The following is a 21,048-nucleotide window of genomic DNA, read 5'->3' on the forward strand; positions in this document are numbered from 1 at the left end:
CCGATGATACTACCCAACCCGGGTGGAAAAGTAGGACACCGCCGAACACAAATTAGGATCACCCCCCACAATTGCGTGGGGGGTGATTCTATTTGCGACAATTGATTTCGAATTCTCAATAGTCGCGTGATCGGGTAGAAAGGCATACGTGGCTCACGACGGAAACGGCGACTACCGCGGGCGCGGCCCTCGGCCTTCGCCGCCGCGCTCATCGGGTCCCAACCGGGCCCGCCGCGTCCAACCGCGGTTCCAGGCGCGCGAGACGCCGCGAGACGACGGCCCGCCCATTCCCGCCGACATCGAAGCCAAACAGCTGGCACCCGAAATCCGCGGCGAACTAACCACTTTGGATAAGAGCACCGCCGATACGGTCGCGCGACATCTCATCGCCGCCGGCCTGCTGCTCGACGAGGATCCCGAAACCGCACTGGCGCACGCACGCGCGGCACGCGCCCGCTCCGGTCGCATCGCCGCGGTTCGCGAAGCCGTCGGAATCGCCGCCTACCAATGTGGTGACTGGGCCCAGGCGTTGGCTGAACTGCGCGCGGCCCGCCGTATGGGCAGCAAGTCGGCCCTGCTCCCGCTCATCGCCGACTGTGAGCGCGGTGTCGGACGTCCAGAGAAGGCCATCGAACTGGCCCGCAGCCCCGAAGCCGCGGAACTCACCGGTGACGACGCCGATGAGATGCGCATCGTCGCCGCCGGCGCCCGTTCGGACCTTGGTCAACATGAACAGGCGATCGCCATCCTGTCTGCGCCGCAGCTGGATCGGACGCGAACCGGTCAGACCGCCGCGCGGCTCTTCTACGTGTACGCCGAGACGCTGCTGGCGCTCGGTCGAAACGAGGAAGCGCTGCAATGGTTCATCAGCGCGGCGGCCGCGGACATCGAGGGACTGACCGACGCCGAGGACCGGATCACGGAGCTGAGCTGACGTGAGCGCCCTTGTGCAGGACCATGACTGCCTGCTGCTTGACCTTGACGGCACGGTTTTCCGCGGGCACGAAGCCACCGAAGGCGCGGTCGAAACACTCTCGACCGTCAGCTCGCGCACGCTTTACGTCACCAACAATGCATCCCGCAGCCCGGCCGAGGTGGCCCAACACCTACAGGAACTGGGCTTCGCCGCAAAACCAGACGACGTCGTCACCAGTGCGCAGAGCGCGGCGAATCTGCTGGCGGCCCAATTGCCGCCCGGCTCAGCGGTTCTCATCGTCGGCACCGATGCGCTGTCCGACGAGGTGCGACGGGCCGGGCTCGAACCGGTGCGGCAGTTCTCCGACCGGCCGGTCGGCGTCGTCCAGGGTCATTCCCCGCAGACCGGCTGGTCCGACCTGGCCGAAGCGGCGTTGGCGATTCGCAACGGTGCACTCTGGGTCGCGGCGAATGTCGATCTGACATTGCCGTCGGAGCGAGGTCTGCTGCCCGGCAACGGCTCGATGGTCGCGGCCCTGCGGGCGGCGACCAACCAGGAGCCCCAGGTGGCGGGCAAGCCGCAGCCAACGCTGATGAACGACGCGTTGGCCCGCGGTACGTTCTCCGCGCCCCTGGTCGTGGGGGATCGCCTCGATACCGACATCGCCGGGGCCAAGGCGGCCGACCTGCCGAGTCTGATGGTCCTGACCGGTGTCAGCACGGCGGGGGACATGATCCGGGCGGGGGCCTCGGAGCGGCCCGACTACCTGGCGGCCGACCTGCGCTCGCTGTACGCCCGCGCCGACATCCTGCGCGTCGAACCGCATCCGGCGTGGCGCATCGACATCGACTCATCCGACGTGGTTGTCCATGCCACCGGGCAGGACCGCGGCGACGCGTTGTCTGTCGTCCGTGCGACTGCCAGCGCCGTCTGGGATGCGAACCTCGACGGCCGTCCCTTCACGATTTCGGCGGGGGACGACACCGCGCGACAGGCCCTGGAGCCATGGTCCGTGCTCACCCCCGCCGATCAGCTAGCGTGAACATCGACATGAGTACCGAACCGGACCAAATTCGCGCCCAGATCGCGGAGTTGCTGGCAGACCTGCCCGACCCCGCGCAGGAGGGTGTCGAGATCGCCGACTCCGAGATCGACGTCATCGCCGCGCGGCTCGAAGAGGCGCACGACCTACTGGTCCGAGCGCTCGAATCGGTCGAGAAGGGCTGACCCCTCGTGGCACGGCGGGCACGTGTTGACGCCGAGCTGGTGCGACGCGGCCTGGCCCGCTCCCGCCAGCAGGCAGCCGAGCTGATCGGCGCGGGGCGCGTCAGCATCGACGGCATGCCCGCCGCCAAGCCCGCCACCGCCATCGCGATCAGCGCCGCCCTCACGGTCGACGACTCCGGCGAACGCGCCTGGGTATCGCGCGGCGCCCACAAATTGATCGGCGCACTGGACACCTTCGAGATCGCCGTCGACGGCCGCCGGTGCCTGGACGCCGGCGCCTCCACCGGAGGGTTTACCGAAGTCTTGCTCGATCGCGGCGCCCGCGAGGTCGTCGGCGTCGACGTCGGCTACGGACAGCTGGCCTGGTCGCTGCGCAACGATCCACGCGTCATCGTCATGGAGCGCACCAACGTGCGCGAACTCACCGCCGACGCCATCGGTGGCCCAGTCGACCTGGTGGTCGCCGACCTGTCGTTCATCTCGCTGTCCACAGTGCTGCCGGCACTGACGTCGTGCGCCAAAGCCGACGCCGATATCGTTCCCATGGTGAAGCCGCAATTCGAGGTCGGCAAGGATCGCGTGGGCGCCGGCGGCGTCGTCGCAGATCCCCAATTGCGTGCCGAAGCGGTGCTCACCGTCGCCGGCCGCGCCGCCGCACTGCAGTGGCACACCGTCGCCGTCACCGCCAGCCCGCTGCCCGGTCCGTCCGGCAACGTCGAATACTTCTTGCGACTGCGAAAGCGGACCGACGATCCACTGCAGGGGGAGTCGCTCGAACAGGCGGTGCTTCAGGCCGTGGCCCAGGGCCCGCAATGAGTGCCGAACGCAACATCCTGCTGGTCGTGCACACCGGTCGCGACGAGGCCACCGACGTCGCGCGCCGCGTTCACAAAGTACTCGGCGACAACGGGATTCGATTGAGAGTGCTGTCTGCAGAGGCCGTGGACCGCGCACCGGAACACCTGTCGCCCGACGACGCGCAGGCCCTCGGATCCGGCATCGAGGTCGTCGACGCCGAAGAGGCGGTCGCCGAAGGCTGCGAACTGGTTCTCGTCCTCGGCGGCGACGGCAGTTTCCTGCGCGGGGCCGAACTGGCTCGCAACGTCGAAATCCCGGTTCTGGGTGTGAATCTGGGGCGCATCGGCTTTCTCGCCGAGGCTGAAGCCGAGAACATCGACTCCGTGCTCGACCACCTCATCAAGCGTGACTACCGCGTCGAGGAGCGGATGACGCTCGACGTCGTCGTGCGCGCCGAGGGCGAGATCATCGACCGCGGTTGGGCACTCAACGAAGCCAGCCTCGAGAAGGGGCCGCGCCTGGGCGTGCTCGGCGCCGTACTCGAAGTCGACGGACGTCCCGTGTCGGCGTTCGGCTGTGACGGTGTGCTCGTCGCGACGCCCACCGGATCGACGGCGTGGGCCTTCTCCGCGGGCGGGCCGATCGTGTGGCCCGATCTGGAGGCAATTCTGGTGGTGCCCAACAATGCTCACGCGTTGTTCGCCCGACCGATGGTCACCAGCCCCGACGCGTCCATCGCGATCGAGGTCGAGGCGACTGGCCACGACGCGTTGGTGTTCTGCGACGGCCGTCGAGAGATGGTGGTACCTGCGGGTGGCCGCCTGGAAGTGACCCGCTGTGGCACGCCGCTGAAATGGGTACGGCTGGACAGCGCGCCCTTCACCGACCGCCTGGTGCGCAAGTTCCGATTGCCTGTCACAGGGTGGCGCGGGCAGTAGTGCTATCCGAGATACGCATCGAGTCGCTCGGCGCGATCAGCACCGCGACCGCCGAGTTCGGTCGCGGTCTCACCGTGCTCACCGGCGAGACGGGCACGGGCAAGACCATGGTGGTCACCAGTCTGCACCTGCTCGGCGGTGCGCGCGCCGATGCCACGCGGGTGCGGTCGGGTGCGCCCCGCGCCGTCGTCGAGGGCCGGTTCACGACAAGTGAACTGGGAGAAGACGTTACGGCACAGATTGACGAGATCCTCGATTCCTCGGGGGCCGAGCGTGACGACGACGGCAGCGTCATCGCTGCCCGCTCTGTCGCTCGTGACGGCCCGTCGCGGGCCTTCCTCGGCGGACGCAGCGTGCCCGCGAAATCGCTGGGAACCTTCACCACCGAATTGCTCACCTTGCACGGTCAGAACGACCAGCTGCGGCTGATGCGTCCCGACGAGCAACGCGGGGCACTGGACCGTTTCGTCGACATCGAGAAGCAGCTCAAGCGCTACCAGAAGCTCCGCGAAGAGTGGCTGGCCGCCCGCCGCGACCTCGTCGACCGCACGCAGCGGGCGCGCGAACTCGCCCAAGAAGCCGACCAGCTCAAGTTCGCCCTGAACGAGATTGACAGCGTTGCACCGCAACCCGGTGAGGACCATGGGCTCGTCGCCGATATCCAGCGGCTGTCGGAGCTGGACGCGGTACGGGAAGCGGCGCAGACCGCACGGGCGGCGCTGACCGGGGACGACGATCCGTCGCCCGAAAGTGTGTCCGCGTTCGGCGCTGCGGGACAGGCGAAGTCGGCATTGGAGGCGACTGAAGATACGACGCTGCGGGCGCTGGCCGCACAACTCGATGGTGCCCTTGCGGTGATCGGCGACGTGGCAAGCGAACTCGGCGATTATCTGGCGGAGCTGCCCAGTGACGCTAGTACCCTCGAGGCGAAGTTGCTGCGGCAGAGCGAGCTGCGCACGCTGACACGCAAGTACGCTGCCGACATCGACGGTGTGCTGCAGTGGGCGCAACAATCGCGGGACCGGCTGACGCAGCTCGACGTGTCCGAGGAAGCGCTCGCCGATCTGGAACGTCAGGTCCGCGCGCTGCACGATGAGGTCGTCGTCGCCGCCAACGACCTCACCAAGGCGCGGACCAAAGCGGCCAAGGGGCTGTCCAAGGCGGTGACCGCCGAACTGTCGGGGCTGGCGATGGCCGACGCCGAGTTCACGGTGTCGGTGGCGCCGCTGGCCGCACGCGTCGATGACACCGCACCACTGACCGTGTCCCCGGGTGTGATGGCTCACGCCGGCCAGCACGGCGTCGACGCCGTCGAGTTCGGCTTCGCCGCGCACCGCGGCATGGATGTGCTTCCGCTGAACAAGAGCGCGTCCGGCGGTGAGTTGTCGCGCGTCATGCTCGCGCTCGAGGTCGTGCTGGCCGCTTCGACCGAGGGCACGACGATGGTCTTCGACGAGGTCGACGCGGGAGTGGGCGGGCGCGCGGCGGTGCAGATCGGTCGTCGACTGTGCCGGTTGGCCAGAACGCACCAGGTCATCGTCGTCACTCACCTGCCCCAGGTGGCCGCCTACGCCGATGTGCACCTGATGGTGTCCAGCGGCGGAAAGGGCACGGCCAGCGGCGTGCACCGGTTGGACGACGACGACCGCGTGGCTGAACTCGCGCGGATGCTGGCGGGCCTTGGCGAATCCGACAGCGGCCGTGCGCATGCCCGTGAACTGCTGGAGGCGGCGCAGCAAGACCGGGGCGATAGCGCCTAGGAGTCAGTCTCCGAGAACGGTGTCGATCAATGCGCCGATGAACTCGGCATCGGCGACGTCATCCGTCATCAGTCGTCGGTAGAACACCGCGCCGGACAGCGCCGCGGAGGCGGCCTCCGCATCGACGCGTGCCGGAAACTGCCCATCGGTTACGCCGGCGGCGATGGCGTCGGTCAGGCGATGGCGCCGCTGAGCCGAATAGCGGTGAAAGAACTCGCGAATGGCCGGTTCGTTTTCCGTCGCTTGAATCAGTGCCGGGATACACGCTGCCACCGGCGAGTCGTTGAGTGCGCGGACCAGATGGCTCAGCAGCAACTCGACGCGTTGCCGGGCCGTGCCGGCGACGAGTTCGCGGTCGGGATTCGGTTGCACGTTGAGGGTCTCCAGCGCATCGGCGATCAACGCGGCCTTGTCGGGCCAGTGCCGGTACAGCGTGCTGCGTCCGACGCCTGCTCGCGCAGCCACCGACTCCATCCGGAAGCCCGCGTATCCCGTCTCTGCGAACTCTTCGAGGGCAGCGCGGCATATCACCCGCCGCGAGTGGCCAACGCGGGGATCGGGCTGCGACTTTTGGGACATATGTGTATCATAAACGCTAGGAGGTGCACAGATGAACAAGATCAGCGTTCGCTACATCGTCGACGACGTCGATGCTGCGGTGGACTTCTACACATCCGTATTCCAGTTCGAGGTCGCGATGCGGCCGGCACCGGGGTTTGCGATGCTCAACCGCGGAGAGTTGCGGCTTCTCCTCAACTCGCCCGGCGCGGGCGCCGGCCAGACGCTCGCCGACGGCAGTCGACCAGAACCGGGTGGCTGGAACCGATTTCAGCTTCAAGTCGACGATCTCGATGCGGCGGTCGCGGATATGCGAAAGGTCGGCGCGGACTTGAGGATCGATGTGATCGACGGCAGAGGCGGACGGCAGGCGCTCGTGCCGGACCCGGCGGGCAACCTTGTCGAGGTGTTTCAGCCCTATGCCTAATTGTGTTGCAGTTGTGACTGAAGTGAACTTCTGAGGCGCATGTTACGGCGCGCCTCCGACAGAGACGCGGCGGCTATCGACAGAATCGCCGCATGAAGATGTCAGCGCTGCTATCCCGCAATGCCAGCTCTCGCCCGGGCATCACCGGCACAGCCCGCGTCGACCGCGACATCGATCGACTGTTGAGACGCATCAACCCCGGGGACATCGTCGTCCTCGACGCCCTCGATCTGGACCGGATCACCGCGGACGCTCTCGTCGAGGCCGGCGTCACCGCGGTCGTCAACGCGTCACCGTCGATCTCCGGCCGGTACCCCAATCTCGGTCCCGAGGTGCTGGTCGCCAACGGTGTCACCCTGATCGACGACACCGGCGACGAGGTCTTCAAGAAGGTCAAGGACGGCGCGCGGGTGCGCCTGCACGAGGGCGGCGTCTACTCCGGTGACCGTCGCCTGATCCTCGGCGCCGAGCGCTCCGACCACGAAATCCATGAACTGATGCACGAGGCCAAGAGCGGACTGGTGGCACACCTGGAGGCCTTCGCGGGCAACACCATCGAGTTCATCCGCAGCGAGAGCCCGCTGCTGATCGACGGCATCGGCATCCCCGACATCGACGTCGACATGAACCGCCGCCACGTCGTCATCGTGGCCGAGGAGCCGAGTTCGGCTGCCGACCTGAAGGCCCTCAAGCCATTCATCAAGGAGTACCAACCGGTGCTGGTGGGCGTCGGCACCGGAGCCGACGTGCTGCGCAAGGCCGGCTACCGTCCGCAGCTCATCGTCGGTGACCCGGACCGGATCAGCGCCGACGCGCTGCGTTGCGGCGCGCAGGTCGTGCTGCCCGCCGACGCCGACGGGCACGCCGCGGGTCTGGAGCGGATTCAGGACCTCGGTGTCGGGGCAATGACGTTCCCGGCTGCCGGATCGGCCGCCGACCTCGCTCTGCTGCTGTGCGATCACCACGGCGCCTCGCTGATCGTGACCGCGGGCCACAGCGCAAGCATCGAAGAGTTCTTCGACCGGTCGCGCCAGCAGAGCAACCCGTCGACCTTCCTCACGCGCCTCAAGGTGGGGGAGAAGCTGGTCGACGCCAGGGCCGTCGCCACGCTGTATCGCAGCCGGGTCTCCGGTGGGGCCATCGCGTTGCTCGTGCTCGCCATGCTTGTCGCGGTGATCGTCGCGCTGTGGGTGTCGCGAGCGGATACAGCACTGGTCGATTGGGTCGTCGACTACTGGAACCGGTTCGCGCTCTGGGTTCAGGGCTGGGTCACTTAAAGGGGATGACATGATTTCCCTGCGCTCACATGCGATCTCACTCGCGGCGGTGTTCCTTGCGTTGGCCATCGGGGTCGCGCTGGGATCCGGCTTGCTCTCCGATACGGTCCTGTCGGGCCTGCGTGCGGACAAGGCCGAACTCCAGGACCAGATCAACACGCTCACCGATGACAAGAACGCCATCAACGAAAAGCTGAGCGCAGCAGGGGAATTTGATTCCCAAATGGCGCCACGGATCTTACGTGACTCGCTCAAGGGCAAGTCAGTGGTGATTTTCCGTACCCCGGATGCGGCACAGGACGACGTCGAGGGGCTGGCGCGCCTGGTGGCCGAGGCCGGCGGAACCATCGCCGGGACCGTGGGCCTGACACCCGAATTCGTCAACGCGAATTCGTCCGAGAAACTGCTGTCGGTGGTGAACTCGCCGATCGTGCCCGCGGGGAAACAGCTGAGCACCACGTCGGTCGATCAGGGCTCGCAGGCCGGTGATCTGCTGGGCATCAGCCTGCTGATCAACAGGGACCCGAAGGTGTCCGTCGTCGACGACATGCAGCGCGACACCGTGCTGGCGACGCTGCGCGACACCGGCTTCATCACCTACGGCACCGAGCGCATCGGCCCGGCCGACACCGCACTGATCGTGACGGGCGGTGCGCTGCCCGAGGACGCCGGGAACCAGGGCTCCACCGTCGCCAGGTTCGCCGCCGGGATGGCTCCGCACGGCTCCGGCACGGTGCTGGCCGGACGCGACGGGTCGGCCTCCGGTACCGCCGCGGTGGCCGTCGCGAGGTCAGATGCCTCGCTGGGCACCGCCGTCAGCACCGTCGACGACATCGATTCGGAGTCCGGCCGGATCACCTCCGTGCTGGCTCTCGGCGACCTGATAGCCGGCGGCAAGCCCGGTCAGTACGGCATCGGCCAGGGCGCCGCATCGGTAACCATCCCGCAATAACGACGGGCGGCGCGTCAGCGACGGCTTGTCGGCGTCGGTGTTAGGGTTGGGTTCCGTGGGTCGGCAGGCCCCAGCTATTCACAGCGAGCCCCTGCCGCGTTGTCACGGAGGTTGCTCTTGCCAGCACTACGCAAGCACCCGCAGGCCCCCACGAAGCACATGTTCGTCACCGGGGGTGTGGTTTCCTCCCTCGGAAAAGGTCTGACCGCATCCAGCCTCGGACAGTTGCTGACGGCGCGCGGCCTGCAGGTGACGATGCAGAAGCTGGACCCCTACCTCAACGTCGACCCCGGAACCATGAACCCGTTCCAGCACGGAGAGGTCTTCGTGACCGAGGACGGCGCCGAGACCGACCTCGACGTCGGCCACTACGAGCGGTTCCTCGATCGCAATCTGTACGGGTCGGCGAATGTCACGACGGGGCAAGTCTATTCATCGGTGATCGCCAAGGAGCGCCGCGGCGAGTACCTCGGTGACACCGTGCAGGTGATTCCCCACATCACCGACGAGATCAAGCGGCGCATCCTGGCGATGGCCGACCCGGATCCTGCCGGGCACCGTCCCGACGTGGTGATCACCGAGATCGGCGGCACCGTCGGCGACATCGAATCGCTGCCGTTTCTGGAGGCCGCGCGCCAGGTGCGCCACGAAGTCGGCCGCGAGAACTGCTTCTTTCTGCACTGCTCGCTGGTGCCGTTCATGGCGCCGTCCGGCGAGCTGAAGACCAAGCCGACGCAGCACTCGGTGGCCGCGCTGCGCAGCATCGGCATCAGCCCCGACGCGTTGATTCTGCGGTGCGACCGCGACGTGCCCGAACCGTTGAAGAACAAGATCGCGCTGATGTGCGACGTGGACATCGACGGTGTCATCTCCACTCCGGACGCCCCGTCGATATACGACATTCCCAAGGTGCTGCACCGCGAGGAACTGGACGCCTATGTGGTGCGCCGACTCAACCTGCCGTTCCGCGACGTCGACTGGACGCAGTGGAACGACTTGCTGCACCGTGTGCACGAGCCGCGCGAGACGGTGCGAATCGCGTTGGTGGGCAAGTACATCGACCTGTCCGACGCCTACCTTTCGGTCGCCGAGGCGTTGCGCGCGGGCGGCTTCGCCCACCATGCCAAGGTGGAGATGCGGTGGGTCGCCTCCGACGACTGTGAATCCGACAGCGGTGCGGCCGCTGCACTCGGGGACGTCCACGGCATCCTGATTCCGGGCGGTTTCGGTATCCGCGGCATCGAGGGCAAGATCGGCGCCATCCGGTACGCGCGCAAACGGGGCCTGCCGGTCTTCGGGTTGTGCCTCGGCTTGCAGTGCATCGTCATCGAGGCGGCGCGCTCAGTGGGCATCACCGAGGCCAACTCGGCGGAGTTCGATCCGAAGACCCCCGACCCCGTCATCTCCACGATGGCCGACCAGCGCGACGCCGTTGCCGGCGAGGCCGACCTCGGCGGCACCATGCGCCTCGGTGCTTATCCGGCGGTACTGGAGCCGAATTCAATTGTGGCGCAGGCCTATGGCGCCCGCGAGGTGTCCGAACGGCATCGGCACCGATACGAGGTCAACAACTCGTATCGTGACCGGATCGCCGAGAGCGGATTGCGGTTCAGCGGGACGTCGCCGGACGGTCACCTCGTCGAGTTCGTCGAGTACGGCGCCGACGTGCATCCGTTCATCGTCGGCACCCAGGCGCACCCGGAGCTGAAGAGCAGGCCGACGCGGCCGCATCCGCTGTTCGTCGCGTTCGTCGGCGCGGCGCTGGACTACAAGGCCGAGGAGCGACTTCCCGGGATGGAGATTCCGGAGCACGCGAACGGCTCGGAGCACGCCGACGAGGTCGGACAGCAGTTGCGCGACACCGAGTTGCAAAAAACGGAAGCCCGTGGCTGAACACGATTTCGAGACCGCTGACTCCGAAATCCTTTACGTCGGCAGTATTTTCGCATTACGCGCCGATCAAGTGCGCATGCCAGGCGGCAACATCGCCAAGCGTGAAGTCGTCGAGCACTACGGGGCGGTCGGCATCGTCGCGCTTGACGACGAGAACAACGTCGCGATGGTCTACCAGTATCGGCACCCGATCGGCCGTCGGCTGTGGGAGCTGCCCGCGGGCCTGCTGGATCTCGGTGGCGAGGCGCCCCAACTGACCGCGGCGCGGGAGCTTGAGGAGGAGGCGGGCCTCGCCGCGTCGGATTGGCGTGTTCTTGCCGATCTCGTGTCGACGCCGGGGTTCACCGACGAGAGTGTGCGCGTCTATCTCGCGACCGGGCTGACCAATGTCGGACGGCCCGAGGCGCACGACGAGGAAGCCGATCTGCAGCTGAAGTGGTTTCCCCTGGTTGAGGCGGTGCGGATGGTGTTCGCCGGCGAGATCGTCAATTCTCTTGCGGTGGCGGGCATCCTGGCCGCAAACGCGATGCCGAACACGGGGGAGCTGCGCCCCGTCGACGCGCCGTGGATAGACCGGCCGCACAGGCTGGCGGAACGCAAGGCCGCGCAATGACGACCTTTCGCCCGGCCCTCGATGACCAGCTCCAGGGCTACCTCGACCACCTGACCATCGAGCGCGGCGTCGCCGCCAACACCCTGAGCTCCTACCGCCGAGATCTGCGGCGCTACTCCGAACACCTGACCCTGCGCGGCATCGACGACCTGGCGAAGGTGACCGAGTCTGACGTCAGCGACTTCTTGGTCGCGTTGCGCCGTGGCGATCCCGACGCTGGAGCGGTTCCGCTGTCCGCGGTTTCGGCCGCCCGAGCGCTGATCGCGGTCCGCGGGCTGCACCGCTTCGCCGAGGCCGAAGGGCTCACCACGCTGAACGTCGCGTCGGCCGTCAAACCACCGACGCCGAGCCGACGGCTGCCCAAGAGCCTGACGATCGACGAGGTGCTCGCGCTGCTGGACGGCGCCGGCGGTGACAGTGAGGCTGACGGCCCGCTCACGCTGCGCAACCGGGCACTGCTGGAACTGCTCTACTCGACCGGGGCGCGCATCTCGGAGGCCGTCGGCCTTGACCTGGACGACATCGACACGCGGGCACGGTCGGTGCTGCTTCGCGGCAAGGGCGGAAAGCAACGTCTGGTGCCCGTCGGCCGGCCCGCGGTCACGGCGTTGGACGCCTACTTCGTGCGCGGACGGCCCGAGCTGGCCCGCCGCGGACGCGGAACCCCCGCGATCTTCCTCAACGCTAGGGGCGGACGGCTCTCACGTCAGAGTGCATGGCAGGTGCTTCAGGACGCCGCCGAACGGGCGGGCATCACGTCGGCGGTGTCGCCGCACGTGCTGCGGCACTCGTTCGCCACGCACCTGCTCGACGGCGGGGCCGACGTCCGCGTCGTCCAGGAGCTGCTCGGCCACGCATCGGTTACCACGACGCAGATCTACACGATGGTCACGGTGACGGCGCTGCGCGAGGTGTGGGCGGGGGCGCACCCTCGGGCGCAATAAAGCGAGGTGATGCTGACCTCAGCTGCCCAGGTACTCCGACTCGAGCACGAGGTCGGGGGCGAGCGTCTGATATTCGCCGTGCGTCTTGTGCTCCACCGTGGCGAATAACTTGCACTGCTGCTCGCGCATGTACTCGCGGTACTTGGGGGAGCCCGGGATCAGCATATTGTCGGCGACCACGATGGACCCCTTGTGCAGCCAGCCGCGGTCCAGGATGGCCTGCAGGTCGGGCAGGTAGGCGGCCTTGTCGTGGTCGACGAACAGCAGATCCAGCGATCCTGCGGCGAAGCCGTGCTCGCCGGCAAGCGCGTCGAGTGTCTTTCCGCCGTCACCGATCGTGCCGACCACGCACGTCACCCGGTCGGCGATTCCGGCGTGCTCCCAGATGCGTTGTGCCACCTCGGCGTTGGCGGCGGCAAGCTCGACAGAGAACACCTTCGCCTCCGGCGCGGCGCGGGCGATCCGCAGCGAGCCGTAGCCGCAATAGGTGCCCAGCTCGAGAGCCAACTTGGCGTCGGCGCGGCGCACCGCGGCGTCGAGCAGCTCGCCCTTCTCGTCCCCGATGTTGATCAGAAACGACTTCTCGTAGGCGAACTCGTCGACCTTGGCGATCACGTCGTCGATGTCGCCGCGCCGGGCATTGGCCACCACGTAGTCGGCGGCGGCTTGTTCTCGTCCGTCGCCGATCTGACCGGTCTTGGTGATGTTGCGGGACCCGACCGCCAGCCGCAGGAACGACCAACGCAGGAAGGGGATGCGGCGCTTGAGGCTCACGCGGACCAGCCTAGGCGGGATCTCGGGGGAAAAGTTGCCTGCGGGTCTGGCAGACCAGGCAGTCACCTCCCGTTAAACTTGCCCGGATGTCCGCCATGCCTACGTCTTGCCTGACCAGCGACGGTCGGCGTGGCTGACGACGACGAAGTCGCCGGCGTCGGCTTGACCGGCCGTCCACCGCGAGCCATCCCCCAGCCTGAGCCGAGGACCTCGCACGGTCCGGCCAAGGTCATCGCGATGTGCAATCAGAAGGGCGGGGTGGGCAAGACCACGTCGACCATCAACCTCGGCGCCAGCCTCGCCGAGTACGGGCGTCGCGTGCTCCTGGTCGACCTGGATCCGCAGGGTGCGCTGTCGGCGGGCCTGGGCGTGCCGCACTACGAACTCGAGCACACCGTCCACAACCTGCTGATAGAACCGCGGGTGTCGATCGACGACGTGCTGATCAATACCCGCGTCAAGAATCTCGACCTCGTGCCGAGCAATATCGACCTATCGGCGGCCGAGATCCAACTGGTCAACGAGGTGGGCCGCGAACAGTCCCTGGCCCGCGCGCTCTACCCGGTGCTGGACCGTTACGACTACGTGCTAATCGACTGCCAGCCGTCGCTGGGTCTGCTCACCGTCAACGGGCTGGCGTGCAGTGACGTGGTGATCATCCCGACGGAGTGCGAGTTCTTCTCACTGCGCGGACTGGCGCTGCTGACCGATACCGTCGACAAGGTGCACGACCGGCTGAACCCGAAGCTGTCCATCGGCGGCATTCTGATCACCCGATACGACCCGCGCACGGTGAACTCGCGCGAAGTCATGGCCCGAGTTCTGGAAAGATTCGGCGACCTGGTGTTCGACACCGTCATCACCCGTACGGTGCGCTTCCCCGAAACCAGCGTCGCCGGTGAACCCATCACCTCGTGGGCGCCGAAATCCGTTGGTGCTGAGGCATATCGGTCATTGGCGCGCGAGGTCATCGACCGGTTCGGCGCGTGATCGAAGCGGTGACCGAGGCCGGAACCGACGACACTGCGACATCAGATGCTGACCGGTCGCAGCAGGCGGGCTTCCAGGTTCGGCTGAGCAATTTCGAAGGGCCGTTCGACCTGCTGTTGCAGCTGATCTTCGCGCATCGCCTCGACGTCACCGAGGTGGCGCTGCATCAGGTGACCGACGACTTCATCGCGTACACCAAGGAAATCGGCGTCCAGCTCGAGCTCGAAGAGACGACGACGTTCCTGGTGATCGCGGCCACGCTGCTGGACCTCAAGGCGGCCCGGCTGCTGCCGGCCGGGGAGGTGCACGACGAGGACGATCTGGCCCTGCTCGAGGTCCGTGACCTGCTGTTCGCCCGGTTGCTCCAGTACCGGGCGTTCAAACACGTCGCGGAGATGTTCGCCGAACTCGAGTCCGCGGCACTGCGCAGCTATCCGCGGGCGGTGGCGCTGGAAGAGGGCTTCCAGGACCTGTTGCCCGAGGTCATGATCGGGGTCGACGCCGAGACATTCGCCCAGGTCGCGGCGGCGGCGCTCACCCCGCGTCCGGTGCCGACCGTCGCGCTCGAACACCTGCACCAGGTGGCGGTGTCGGTGCCCGAGCAGGTCACTAACCTGATGGCGCTGCTGGAGGGCCGCGGCGTCGGACAGTGGGCGTCGTTCGGCGACCTGGTGGCCGACTGTGCGGCACCGATCGAGATCGTCGGACGCTTCCTGGCGCTGCTCGAGCTGTACCGGGCCAAGGCAGTAGCATTCGAACAACCAGAACCGCTTGGTGCGCTCCAGATTTCGTGGACCGGCGAACGGCCTACCCATCAACACCTGGCGGTGGAAGAAGACCACTATGACGGATGACACTTCGACCGACGTCTCCACTGACACCCCGGTCGAGACGGACCTCGATGAGCGGCTGGATCTCGGCATCGATGTGGCCAACGCGCCGGAGTTGGAGGATTCGGAGCTCGGGTCGGTGCTGGAGGCGCTGCTGCTGGTGGTGGACACGCCGGTGACGATCGAGCAGCTCGCCGCCGCGACCGAGCAGCCCGCCTTCCGGGTCGGGGCCAAGCTGCAGGCGTTGGCCGACGAACTGCGCGACCGCGACAGCGGGATCGATCTGCGCGAGGCGGGCGGTGGCTGGCGGATGTACACGCGCGCGCGGTTCGCGCCGTACGTGGAGCGGCTGCTGCTCGACGGTACGCGATCCAAGTTGACGCGCGCCGCGCTCGAGACGCTGGCCGTGGTGGCCTACCGCCAGCCGGTGACACGCGCGCGGGTCAGCGCAGTGCGCGGCGTCAACGTCGACGCGGTCATCCGAACGCTGCTTGCGCGTGGACTGGTCACGGAGGCGGGCGTCGACCCCGACTCGGGTGCGGTGACGTTCGCGACCACCGAACTGTTCCTGGAGCGGCTCGGCTTGACGTCGTTGGCCGACCTTCCGGACATCGCGCCGCTGCTGCCCGACGTCGACGTGATCGACGACTTGAGCGAAACACTCGACGAGGAGCCGCGTTTCATGAAGCTCAGCGGTGCGCCGGCGGCGCAGGCGCCGACGAACTTCGATCTGGACAAAGACGCGGATGGCTGAATCCGAGGGCGTGCGCTTACAGAAGGTGTTGTCGCAGGCCGGAATTGCATCGCGCCGGGTCGCCGAGAAGATGATCCTCGACGGGCGCGTCGAGGTCGACGATCGGATCGTGACCGAACTGGGCACTCGCGTGGACCCCGACGTCTCGGTCATCCGGGTCGACGGCGCCCGGATCACCGTCGACGACACGTTGGTGCACCTGGCGATCAACAAGCCCAAGGGCATGCACTCGACGATGTCCGACGACCGGGGGCGCCCGTGCGTGGGCGATCTGGTCGAGCACCGGGTTCGCGGTAACAAGAAGCTGTTTCACGTCGGCCGGCTGGACGCCGACACCGAGGGACTGCTGCTGTTGACCAACGACGGCGAGCTCGCGCACCGCCTGATGCATCCGTCCTACGAAGTACCCAAGACGTACCTGGCGACGGTGATGGGCACTGTGCCGCGCGGCCTGGGCCGCAAGCTGCGTGACGGGATCGAACTGGACGACGGCCCCGCGCGCGTCGATGATTTCGCCGTCGTGGACACGGTGCCGGGCAAGACGTTGGTGCGGGTCACGTTGCACGAAGGCCGCAAACGAATCGTGCGTCGGCTGCTTGCGGCCGTCGGTTTCCCGGTGAAAGAGTTGGTGCGCACCGAAATCGGGGCGGTGTCATTGGGGGATCAGCGGCCGGGCACCATCCGGGTGTTGACACAGAAGGAGCTCGGCACGTTGTACAAGGCGGTGGGGATGTGAGCGGGTTGATCATCGCGGTCGACGGTCCCGCCGGAACCGGAAAGTCCTCGGTGTCAAGGGGTTTAGCGCGATCCCTACATGCCCGCTACCTGGATACCGGAGCGATGTACCGCATCGTCACCCTGGCCGTCCTGCGAGCCGGTGTCGACTTGGCCGATACGCCTGCGATCGAGGTGGTCGCTGCGGATGTCCCGTTGTCGGTGGGCTACGACCCCGACGAGGACAAGGCTTACCTTGACGCAGAGGATGTTTCGCGGGAGATCCGTGGTGATCAGGTGACGAAGTCGGTGTCCGCGGTATCGGCGGTGCCTGCGGTGCGCGCGCGCCTGGTCGGGCTTCAGCGCGAGCTCGCCGAAGGGCCGGGCAGCGTTGTTGTCGAGGGCCGCGACATCGGGACGGTCGTGCTGCCCGATGCCGACCTCAAGATTTTTCTCACGGCGTCGGCCGAGAAGCGGGCGCGGCGTCGCTACGACCAGAACGTCGCGGCCGGACGTGAGGACGACTACAAAAGCGTGCTCGCTGACGTGAAGCGCCGGGATCATCTGGATTCGACCCGCGCGGTGTCCCCGCTGCGTGCCGCCGACGACGCGGTGGTGGTCGACACCAGTGACATGACCGAGCCCGAGGTGGTCGCGCATCTGACCGAGTTGGCCGAGCAGCGCGCCGGTGCGTCGAAATGACAGACGGCACTTGGGCTGACGAGAGTGACTGGGAGCTCGGGGCCGAGGACGTCGCCGAGGCTATCGAGGAGGCGGCGGCGCCGCCACCGGTGGTGGCCGTGGTCGGGCGGCCCAACGTCGGCAAGTCGACACTGGTCAACCGGATTCTGGGCCGTCGCGAGGCGGTGGTGCAGGACGTTCCCGGTGTCACTCGGGACCGGGTCTCCTACGACGCGAACTGGCTGGGACGCCGCTTCGTCGTACAGGACACCGGAGGATGGGAACCCGACGCCAAGGGACTGCAACAGCTGGTTGCCGAGCAGGCGTCGGTCGCGATGCGCACCGCCGACGCGATCATCCTCGTGGTCGATGCCGTGGTGGGCGCGACGGCGGCCGACGAGGCCGCGGCGAAACTGCTGCAGCGATCCGGCAAACCAGTCTTCCTGGCAGCCAACAAGGTTGACAGTGAGCGCGGCGAATCCGACGCCGCCGCCCTATGGTCGCTGGGGCTAGGTGAGCCGCACCCGATCAGCGCGATGCACGGCCGCGGAGTGGCCGACCTGCTCGACAAACTGATCGAGGATTTGCCGACGGTGTCGGAGATCGCGTCGGGCGGGGGAGGACCACGCCGCGTCGCGCTGGTGGGTAAGCCGAACGTCGGCAAGAGCTCGCTGCTGAATCGTCTTGCCGCAGAAGAGCGCTCGGTGGTGCATGACGTCGCGGGCACGACCGTCGACCCGGTCGACTCGCTGATCGAGATGGACGGCAAGCTCTGGCGATTCGTCGATACCGCCGGATTGCGTCGCAAGGTGGGGCAGGCCAGCGGGCATGAGTTCTACGCGTCGGTGCGTACGCACGGCGCGATCGATTCCGCCGAGGTCGCGATCGTGTTGATCGACGCGTCGGTGCCGCTCACCGAGCAGGACCAGCGCGTGCTGTCGATGGTGATCGAGGCCGGCCGGGCTTTGGTACTGGCGTTCAACAAATGGGACCTCGTCGATGAGGACCGCCGCTACCTCTTGGAAAAGGAGATCGACCGGGAGCTCGCGCAGCTGCAGTGGGCGCCGCGGGTCAACATCTCGGCGATGACCGGACGCGCGGTGCAGAAGCTGGTGCCCGCCCTGGAGACGGCACTGGAATCGTGGGACGCCCGTGTGCCCACCGGCCGCTTGAACACGTTCTTCAAGGAGATCGTCGCCGCGACCCCGCCCCCGGTGCGCGGGGGTAAGCAGCCGCGGATCCTGTTCGCCACCCAGGCCACGGCCCGGCCGCCGACATTTGTGCTTTTCACCACCGGATTCCTGGAGGCCGGATACCGCCGGTTCCTGGAGCGGCGGTTACGCGAGACGTTCGGATTCGAGGGCAGCCCGATCCGTATCAACGTGCGGGTGCGCGAGAAGCGCGGCTCACGCTCTCGATAGTTGCGAATCGGGCGCGCCGGCACACCCTCACGGTTGGTTAGCGCGCCGGATTCGCTCAACTAGGCTCGCTCCGGTGCCCGTTCTCGACATGATCCTGATCGCCCTCGCCGGCGTCGGGGCAGGTGCCATCAACGCAGTCGTCGGGTCGGGCACCCTCATCACCTTCCCCACCCTGGTTGCGCTGGGTTATCCACCGGTCACGTCGACGATGTCGAACGCCGTCGGCTTGGTGGCCGGAAGCGCGTCGGGTACGTGGGGCTACCGCCGCGAACTGCGCGGGCAGTGGCATCGGCTGCGGTGGCAGCTACCGGCGTCGTTCTTCGGTGCAGGGCTGGGTGCGTGGCTGCTGCTGCACCTGCCCGAGAAGGTGTTCCAGCAGATCGTGCCGGTGCTGTTGATTCTCGCGCTGGTGCTGGTGGTGGTCGGGCCGCGCATCCAGGACTGGGCGCGGCGGCGATCGGAGGCGGCCGGCGAGTCGGCGGAACACGTGTCGCCGCGGAAGATGGTGATGCTCGTCATCGCGACCTTCGCGGTGGGCATCTACGGCGGGTACTTCACCGCCGCACAGGGAATCTTGTTGATCGCCGCGATGGGCGCGCTGCTTCCCGAGAACATGCAGCGGATGAACGCGGCCAAGAATCTGCTCTCGCTGGTCGTGAATATTGTTGCGGCAGTGGCTTACACGGTCGTCGCGTTCGACAGGATCAGCTGGCTGGCCGCCGGGCTGATCGCGCTCGGGTCGACCATCGGCGGGTTCCTCGGCGCCCACTACGGACGACGACTGTCGCCCAATGCGCTGCGCGCGTTCATCGTCGTCGTTGGTCTGATCGGGTTGTGGCGGCTGCTGACGATCTAGAAGTGCGTCCGCGCCTTCTCCTGCTCGAGTACCGCGTCGAGATCTTTGAGTCGCTCCATCGATGACACCGCCCGCTGCGTGCGGTTGTTCTTCGCGAGCAGGTCTCGATGGCGGTGCACGAATGCCCAGTAGCCCGCGGTGAACGGGCACGCGTCGTCGCCGAGCCGTTTCTTCGGGTCGTACGCGCAGTCTGCGCAGTGGTCGCTCATCTTGTTGATGTAGGCGCCGCCGGACGCGTAGGGCTTGGTGGCGAGCTTGCCGCCGTCGGCGTGCTGGCTCATGCCGATGACATTGGTCGGCATGACCCACCGGAAGCCGTCGACGTAGGCGGTGGCGAACCACTCGGTCAGCTCGCGTGGGTTGTACCCGCGCTGCAGCGCGTGGTTGCCCAGCACCATGAGCCGTTGAATGTGGTGTGTCCAGCCTCGGTCGCGGACACCCATCAGGGCGTGGCGCAGGCATTCGGCGGTCACGGCGTCGGCGTCCAGGTCGATCCACCAGTCCGGCAGCTTGGCCCGCGCTTCGAGTTTGTTGTTGCGGAGGTAGGCCGGGCCGAAGTGCCAATAGAGGTGCCACATGTATTCGCGCCAGCCGAGGATCTGCCGGATGAAGCCTTCTACGGCGGCCAGCGGAGCCTGCTTTTGTCGATAAGCCTGCTCAGCAGCGTGGACGGCGTCGAGAGGATGCAGGACGCCGAGATTCAACGGGACGGACAGCAGTGAGTGCGACATGGCCCAGTCCTGGCCCATCATGGCGTCCTCGTAGCGGCCGAACAGTTCGAGGCGGTGGTCGATGAAGCGGGTCAGCGCTCGCTTGGCTTCTGACGGTGTGACGGCGAACAGGCGTGGGCCGTCGTCGCCGACGGTGTCGATGTCCATGCGGTCGAGATCGCGGCGCACCTGGTCGTCGATGTCGTCCTCGCGGGGGCGGTAGGGCTTCGGAGCGTCAAGTGTCGCTTGCTTTTTGGGTGGAGATTCGCGGTTGTCCTCGTCGTAGTTCCAGCGCCGGCCGATGGGATCGGCACCGTTCATGAGGACGTCGAAGCGGCGGCGCTGGTCGCGGTAGAAGTCCTCCAGCCGGAATCTCGTGCGGTTGCCGGCCCACTCGGCGAAGTCGGCGCGGGGGAGCGCGAAGGTAGGGGTGGGCAGGATGTCGGCCACGAGACCGTGCTTCTTGAGGCGGTGGACGAACCGCTCGGCGGCGTGCGAAGTCGGCTCGTGGACCAGGACGGGGCGGCCGAAGCGCTCAAGAGCGTCGGTGTAGGTGTCGGCTTTGAGCAGAGTGGCCCGGTCGCCGAGGTCGCGCTCGGCATGGCGGAGCGCGGACAGGACGAGGTGCAGCTTCTGCCGGTGGTAGCGGCGACGGCGCAGCGCGGAGGTGGCCTCGACGAGCAGAATCTTGCGGTGGGCGTGCTCTCCGCCGTAGACCGCGGGCCCCAACTGGTCGGCGAAGAGCCAGAGCGGCGTGTCATCGTGCGCGGTCACAGGTGGCGAGTACCCGGCCCGAGCGATTGCAATTGTGACGGCGCGCTGCGGTAGGCTTTCGATCTGCTGCCGGCGATCCCGGCAGCACCGCGGGCTGTGGCGCAGCTTGGTAGCGCACTTGACTGGGGGTCAAGTGGTCGCAGGTTCAAATCCTGTCAGCCCGACAATGAAAAGAAACTCGCCGGCGGAGCCGGGCGAGTTTTTTCATTTTCGGAGGACATGATGCTGGGAGCCGAAGCGC

At 67.1% G+C, this 21,048-nt stretch carries 22 protein-coding genes and 1 tRNA gene; 20 read left to right on the forward strand and 3 right to left on the reverse strand.

All coding sequences use genetic code 11. The features are described from left to right. Positions 1–148: 148 nt before the first annotated feature. Genes M1248_RS13300 through recN form a run of 6 tightly spaced genes read left to right on the forward strand, consistent with a single transcriptional unit; the run spans position 149 to position 5,639 of the window. Positions 149–934 carry a tetratricopeptide repeat protein gene (locus M1248_RS13300; RefSeq protein WP_317148672.1) on the forward strand — a complete coding sequence of 262 codons (786 nt, stop codon included), beginning with the start codon at positions 149–151 and terminating at the stop codon, positions 932–934. A gap of 1 nt (position 935) precedes the next feature. After that, positions 936–1,958 (forward strand): HAD-IIA family hydrolase, encoded by a 1,023-nt coding sequence (locus M1248_RS13305; RefSeq protein WP_163728861.1) that lies wholly within the window; start codon positions 936–938, stop codon positions 1,956–1,958. An 8-nt stretch (positions 1,959–1,966) separates the two neighbouring features. Further along, positions 1,967–2,143: a hypothetical protein gene (locus M1248_RS13310; RefSeq protein ID WP_174262042.1), complete on the forward strand. Its 177-nt coding sequence runs from the start codon at positions 1,967–1,969 to the stop codon at positions 2,141–2,143. A 6-nt stretch (positions 2,144–2,149) separates the two neighbouring features. Continuing rightward, the gene (locus tag M1248_RS13315; protein WP_317148673.1) at positions 2,150–2,959 is read left to right on the forward strand and encodes a TlyA family RNA methyltransferase; all 810 of its coding nucleotides are present in this window, start codon (positions 2,150–2,152) and stop codon (positions 2,957–2,959) included. Then, complete coding sequence (locus M1248_RS13320; protein ID WP_163728857.1) at positions 2,956–3,879, forward strand: NAD kinase; 924 nt, start codon at positions 2,956–2,958, stop codon at positions 3,877–3,879. Before M1248_RS13315 ends, M1248_RS13320 begins: the two co-directional genes overlap by 4 nt. Beyond that, entirely contained in the window at positions 3,879–5,639 is a 1,761-nt protein-coding gene (gene recN / locus M1248_RS13325; protein ID WP_317148784.1) for a DNA repair protein RecN, read from the forward strand. The genes M1248_RS13320 and recN overlap by 1 nt, the downstream gene beginning before the upstream one ends. A 3-nt stretch (positions 5,640–5,642) precedes the next feature. Here recN and M1248_RS13330 read toward each other — a convergent pair whose 3' ends face one another. Beyond that, the gene (locus M1248_RS13330) at positions 5,643–6,218 is read right to left on the reverse strand and encodes a TetR/AcrR family transcriptional regulator (RefSeq protein WP_163728853.1); all 576 of its coding nucleotides are present in this window, start codon (positions 6,216–6,218) and stop codon (positions 5,643–5,645) included. A 31-nt stretch (positions 6,219–6,249) separates the two neighbouring features. Between M1248_RS13330 and M1248_RS13335 the strand changes: the two genes are divergently transcribed. The 6 genes from M1248_RS13335 (at position 6,250) to xerD (ending at position 12,303) form a co-directional block, all read left to right on the forward strand. Beyond that, complete coding sequence (locus M1248_RS13335; RefSeq protein ID WP_317148674.1) at positions 6,250–6,624, forward strand: VOC family protein; 375 nt, start codon at positions 6,250–6,252, stop codon at positions 6,622–6,624. Between the two features lie 92 nt (positions 6,625–6,716). Next, complete coding sequence (gene steA / locus M1248_RS13340; protein ID WP_163728848.1) at positions 6,717–7,901, forward strand: putative cytokinetic ring protein SteA; 1,185 nt, start codon at positions 6,717–6,719, stop codon at positions 7,899–7,901. 10 nt (positions 7,902–7,911) lie between these two features. Continuing rightward, on the forward strand, positions 7,912–8,853 hold the full coding sequence (locus M1248_RS13345; protein ID WP_317148675.1) for a copper transporter: 942 nt from the start codon (positions 7,912–7,914) through the stop codon (positions 8,851–8,853). A 117-nt stretch (positions 8,854–8,970) separates the two neighbouring features. After that, the gene (locus tag M1248_RS13350; protein ID WP_197905526.1) at positions 8,971–10,746 is read left to right on the forward strand and encodes a CTP synthase; all 1,776 of its coding nucleotides are present in this window, start codon (positions 8,971–8,973) and stop codon (positions 10,744–10,746) included. Next, on the forward strand, positions 10,739–11,359 hold the full coding sequence (locus M1248_RS13355; RefSeq protein WP_163728841.1) for an NUDIX domain-containing protein: 621 nt from the start codon (positions 10,739–10,741) through the stop codon (positions 11,357–11,359). Before M1248_RS13350 ends, M1248_RS13355 begins: the two co-directional genes overlap by 8 nt. Then, positions 11,356–12,303 (forward strand): site-specific tyrosine recombinase XerD, encoded by a 948-nt coding sequence (xerD, locus tag M1248_RS13360; RefSeq protein WP_163728838.1) that lies wholly within the window; start codon positions 11,356–11,358, stop codon positions 12,301–12,303. The genes M1248_RS13355 and xerD overlap by 4 nt, the downstream gene beginning before the upstream one ends. A gap of 18 nt (positions 12,304–12,321) precedes the next feature. Here the strand turns inward: xerD and M1248_RS13365 are convergent, their stop codons facing one another. Beyond that, on the reverse strand, positions 12,322–13,077 hold the full coding sequence (locus tag M1248_RS13365) for an O-methyltransferase (protein ID WP_317148676.1): 756 nt from the start codon (positions 13,075–13,077) through the stop codon (positions 12,322–12,324). A gap of 129 nt (positions 13,078–13,206) precedes the next feature. Between M1248_RS13365 and M1248_RS13370 the strand changes: the two genes are divergently transcribed. The 7 genes from M1248_RS13370 (at position 13,207) to M1248_RS13400 (ending at position 19,323) form a co-directional block, all read left to right on the forward strand. Beyond that, the gene (locus M1248_RS13370) at positions 13,207–14,067 is read left to right on the forward strand and encodes a ParA family protein (protein WP_163728830.1); all 861 of its coding nucleotides are present in this window, start codon (positions 13,207–13,209) and stop codon (positions 14,065–14,067) included. Between the two features lie 8 nt (positions 14,068–14,075). Further along, positions 14,076–14,921 carry a segregation/condensation protein A gene (locus tag M1248_RS13375; protein WP_317148785.1) on the forward strand — a complete coding sequence of 282 codons (846 nt, stop codon included), beginning with the start codon at positions 14,076–14,078 and terminating at the stop codon, positions 14,919–14,921. Then, the gene (scpB, locus tag M1248_RS13380; protein WP_317148677.1) at positions 14,911–15,651 is read left to right on the forward strand and encodes an SMC-Scp complex subunit ScpB; all 741 of its coding nucleotides are present in this window, start codon (positions 14,911–14,913) and stop codon (positions 15,649–15,651) included. Before M1248_RS13375 ends, scpB begins: the two co-directional genes overlap by 11 nt. Beyond that, positions 15,644–16,387, forward strand: a complete 744-nt coding sequence (locus M1248_RS13385; RefSeq protein WP_163728826.1) for a pseudouridine synthase — start codon at positions 15,644–15,646, stop codon at positions 16,385–16,387. Before scpB ends, M1248_RS13385 begins: the two co-directional genes overlap by 8 nt. Continuing rightward, complete coding sequence (gene cmk, locus M1248_RS13390; protein WP_317148678.1) at positions 16,384–17,067, forward strand: (d)CMP kinase; 684 nt, start codon at positions 16,384–16,386, stop codon at positions 17,065–17,067. The genes M1248_RS13385 and cmk overlap by 4 nt, the downstream gene beginning before the upstream one ends. Then, positions 17,064–18,467, forward strand: a complete 1,404-nt coding sequence (der, locus tag M1248_RS13395) for a ribosome biogenesis GTPase Der (protein ID WP_163728820.1) — start codon at positions 17,064–17,066, stop codon at positions 18,465–18,467. Before cmk ends, der begins: the two co-directional genes overlap by 4 nt. An 88-nt stretch (positions 18,468–18,555) precedes the next feature. Then, entirely contained in the window at positions 18,556–19,323 is a 768-nt protein-coding gene (locus tag M1248_RS13400; protein ID WP_163737226.1) for a sulfite exporter TauE/SafE family protein, read from the forward strand. Here the strand turns inward: M1248_RS13400 and M1248_RS13405 are convergent. After that, a complete protein-coding gene (locus M1248_RS13405) occupies positions 19,320–20,807 on the reverse strand; it encodes a cryptochrome/photolyase family protein (RefSeq protein ID WP_317148679.1) in 1,488 nt (495 codons plus the stop codon). The two genes, M1248_RS13400 and M1248_RS13405, sit on opposite strands and share 4 nt — an antisense overlap. A 90-nt stretch (positions 20,808–20,897) precedes the next feature. Between M1248_RS13405 and M1248_RS13410 the strand changes: the two genes are divergently transcribed. After that, a tRNA-Pro gene (locus M1248_RS13410) sits at positions 20,898–20,971 on the forward strand. Positions 20,972–21,048 lie beyond the last annotated feature (77 nt).

This window comes from Mycobacterium sp. 29Ha (assembly GCF_032883055.1).
Classification (GTDB): Bacteria; Actinomycetota; Actinomycetes; order Mycobacteriales; family Mycobacteriaceae; genus Mycobacterium; species Mycobacterium gallinarum.